This window comes from Xylophilus sp. ASV27 (genome assembly GCF_016428875.1).
Taxonomy (GTDB): Bacteria; Pseudomonadota; Gammaproteobacteria; order Burkholderiales; family Burkholderiaceae_C; genus Xylophilus.
This window is the reverse complement of sequence record NZ_JAELTO010000192.1, coordinates 1-3,586: the sequence shown is the minus strand read 5'-3', so window position 1 is coordinate 3,586 and position 3,586 is coordinate 1. Positions and strand designations below refer to the sequence as shown.

Genomic DNA, 3,586 nt, shown 5'->3' with positions numbered 1-3,586 from the left:
TGCTGGACCGGCTGCGCGACTTCAGCGCGGTGGGCCTGCTCGCGGCGCTGGCCTTCGCGGTCATCGTGGGCGCCACCGCCATGATCAGCACCGTGGCCGCGGGCGGCTGGGTCAACAGCCTGAAGCCGGTCATGCCCGACTTCAACCGGCTCAACCCGCTGTCGGGCCTGGGCCGGCTGTTCAGCAAGGAGCAATTCGCCAACGTGGCCAAGCTGTGCCTGCTGACCGGCGTGCTGGCCTTCGTCTCCTGGAGCTACGTGCGCAGCAGCGTGCAGCGCGTCGCCAGCCTGGTGCTGCAGCCCTCCACGCTGGCGCTGCAGGACCTGGGCAACTGGCTGGTCTCGGGCGTGGCGCTGCTGCTGCTGGTGGTGTTCACGGCGGCCGTGGTGGATGTGCCGCTGCAGGCCTTCTTCCACCGCTCGCGGCTGAAGATGAGCCACGAGGAGGTCAAGCAGGAACACAAGAATTCCGAGGGCAGCCCCGAGGTCAAGGGCAAGATCCGCCAGCGCCAGCGCGAGGCGTCGCAGCGCCGCAGCATCGCCAATGTGCCCAAGGCCGATTTCGTGCTGATGAACCCGACCCACTACGCGGTCGCGCTGAAGTACGACGAGAAGACGATGGGCGCGCCGCAGGTGATCGCCAAGGGCGCGGACCTGCTGGCCATGCGCATCCGCGAGGTCGCCAAGTCGCACGACGTGCCGGTGCTGCAGTCGCCCATGCTGGCGCGCGCGCTGTACGCCCACGCCGAGCTGGACCAGCCCATCCCCTCGGCGCTGTACGCCGCCGTGGCGCAGGTGCTGGCCTATGTCTACCGCCTGAAGGCCGCGCTGCGCGGCCAGGGCGCCATGCCGGCGGCCGAGCCCCGTCCGGAGCCGCTGGTGCCGCCCGAGATGGACCCCCACAACAAGCCCCGGCACGGCGCCGCGGCCAGCCCGGCCGCGCCGGTGGACCCGCTCTCGCCAACCACAAGGATTGACCGATGAACGCCTCGCTCGGACAGGCCCGGCTCTGGCTCGGCAAGAACGCGACGATGCTGCAGGGCGTCGCCGCGCCGCTCTTCGTGGTCATGATTCTGGCCATGATGGTGCTGCCCATGCCGCCCTGGCTGCTGGACACCTTCTTCACGCTCAACATCGCGGTGGCGCTGATGGTGATGATGGTGGCGGCCTACATGGTCAAGCCGCTGGACTTCGTCGCCTTCCCGGCGGTGCTGCTGCTGACCACGCTGATGCGCCTGTCGCTCAACGTCGCCTCGACGCGGGTGGTGCTGCTGGAGGGCCACACCGGCCCGGGCGCGGCCGGCGCGGTGATCGAGGCCTTCGGGCACTTCCTGATCGGCGGCAACTTCGCCGTCGGGCTGATCGTGTTCTCCATCCTGGTGGTGATCAACTTCATCGTCGTGACCAAGGGCGCAGAACGCATCGCCGAGGTCTCGGCCCGCTTCACGCTGGACGCGATGCCGGGCAAGCAGATGGCGGTGGACGCCGACCTGAACGCGGGCCTGATCGACGAGGCCACGGCCCGCAAGCGCCGCGCCGAGGTGGGAGAGGAGGCCAACTTCTTCGGCGCCATGGACGGCGCCAGCAAGTTCGTGCGCGGCGACGCCATCGCCGGCATCCTGATCCTGCTGATCAACATCGTCGGCGGCTTCGCCATCGGCGTGCTGCAGCACGACCTGTCGGCCAGCCAGGCGGCCAGCAGCTACATCCTGCTGGCCATCGGCGATGCGCTGGTGGCGCAGATCCCGGGCCTGCTGATCTCGGTCGCCGCGGCCATGGTGATCTCGCGCGTGGGCAAGGAGCAGGACGTGGGCGGCCAGATCCTGGGCCAGCTCTTCAATTCACCCAAGGTGCTGGGGCTGACCGCGGGCATCCTGATCCTGCTCGGCCTGATCCCGGGCATGCCGCACGCGGTGTTCCTGGTGGTGGGCAGCGTCTTCGGCTACCTGGCCTGGCGCCTGTACAAGCGGCCGCCGCCGGCCGACCCGGCCGCCGCCGCCGCGGCCACGGCACTGCCCGACGGCGAGGCCACCTGGGACGACCTGCAGCCGGTGGACCTGCTGGGCCTGGAGCTGGGCTACCGCCTGATCGCGCTGGTGGACAAGACCCGCCAGGGCGACCTGCTCACGCGCATCAAGGGCGTGCGCCGCAAGTTCGCGCAGGAGGTGGGCTTCCTGCCGCCGCCGGTGCACGTGCGCGACAACCTCGAACTCAAGCCCAGCGCCTACCGCATCACCCTGCGCGGCGTGGTGGTGGGCGAAGGCGAAGCCTTCCCCGGCATGTACCTGGCGATCAACCCGGGCGGCATCACCACGCCGCTGATCGGCACGGCCACGACCGACCCGGCCTTCGGCCTGCCGGCGCACTGGATCGACGAACGGCAGAAGGAAGCGGCGCAAATGGCAGGCTTTACCGTGGTTGATTCCGAAACCGTGATGGCCACCCATTTGTCACACTTGATGCAAGTGCAGGCCGCCAAGCTGCTGAGCCGCACCGAAACCCAGCAACTGGTCGAGCACGTCGCCAAGCTGGCTCCGAAACTGATCGAGGAAGTCGTTCCCAAAATGGTGCCGATCGCCGTCTTCCAGAAAGTCCTCCAGCTGCTGCTGGACGAGTCGGTGCACATCCGCGACATCCGCACCATCGTCGAAACGCTGGCCGAGTACGCCGGCAGCATCACCGACCCGGCCGAACTGGCGCGCCGCGTGCGCGTGGCGCTGGCGCCGGCCATCGTGCAGCAGATCTACGGCCCGACGCGCGAACTGGCGGTGATCGCCATCGAGCCCGGCCTGGAGCGCCTGCTTGTGCAGGCACTGGGCGGCGCCAGCGGCCCGGCGCTGGACCCGGGCGTGGCCGACGTGCTCACCCGTTCGGCCGCCGAGGTGGCGCTCAAGCAGGAGGAAATGGGCCTGCCCGCCTGCCTGCTGGTGCCCGACGTCATCCGCAGCGCCGTCGCCCGCCTGGTGCGGCGCGTGGCGCCCCGCCTGCAGGTGCTCGCCCACAGCGAGATCCCTGAAACCCACACCATCCGCATCGGTCCGATCCTCCGAGGTGCCTCAGCATGAACATCCAACGCTTCCACGCCGCCACCGCGCGCGAGGCCCTGGCCAAGGCGCGCGCCGCCTTCGGCGAAGGCACGCTGATCCTGTCGAACCGCCCCGTCGCCAACGGCGTCGAGGTGGTGGCGACCGCCGAGGAATCGCTGGCCGCGCTCGACAGCCACGCCCCGGCGCCAGCCCCTTCGCCGCTGCAGGGCCGCGCCGCCGCCCAGTTGGACGCGCCGCGCGCCGTCCCGGCCCGCGCCGCCGTCCAGCAGCCCCAGCCGCGCAGCCTTGCGGCGCGGCCCGCGGCCACGCCGCGCAACCCGGTGCAGGAAGACACCGAGCAGTTGGCGATGAGCACCCTCTCGTTCCAGGACTACGTGCGCGAGCGCATGCTGCGCCGCCGGCACGAAGCGCTCTCCGGCCAGGCCGAGGGCCTGCGCGCCGACGAGGCGCTGGCCGACCCCGAGCCTGTCTCTTATACACATCTAAAAGGGGGGGGGGGGGGGGGGGGGGGGGGGGGGGGGGGGGGGGGGGGGGGGGGGG

2 protein-coding genes and 1 pseudogene are annotated in these 3,586 nt (G+C 70.7%); all 3 read left to right on the top strand.

What is annotated here, in order from left to right:
* Positions 1 to 983 (top strand): EscU/YscU/HrcU family type III secretion system export apparatus switch protein (locus JHD63_RS21995; protein ID WP_198972919.1); only part of this gene is annotated, 983 nt, incomplete at its 5' end.
* Complete coding sequence (gene flhA / locus JHD63_RS21990; protein WP_198972918.1) at positions 980 to 3,064, top strand: flagellar biosynthesis protein FlhA; 2,085 nt, start codon at positions 980 to 982, stop codon at positions 3,062 to 3,064. The genes JHD63_RS21995 and flhA, both read left to right, overlap by 4 nt.
* Positions 3,061 to 3,586 (top strand): annotated as a pseudogene (locus tag JHD63_RS21985) (hypothetical protein); the annotation flags it as partial. The gene flhA and the pseudogene JHD63_RS21985, both read left to right, overlap by 4 nt.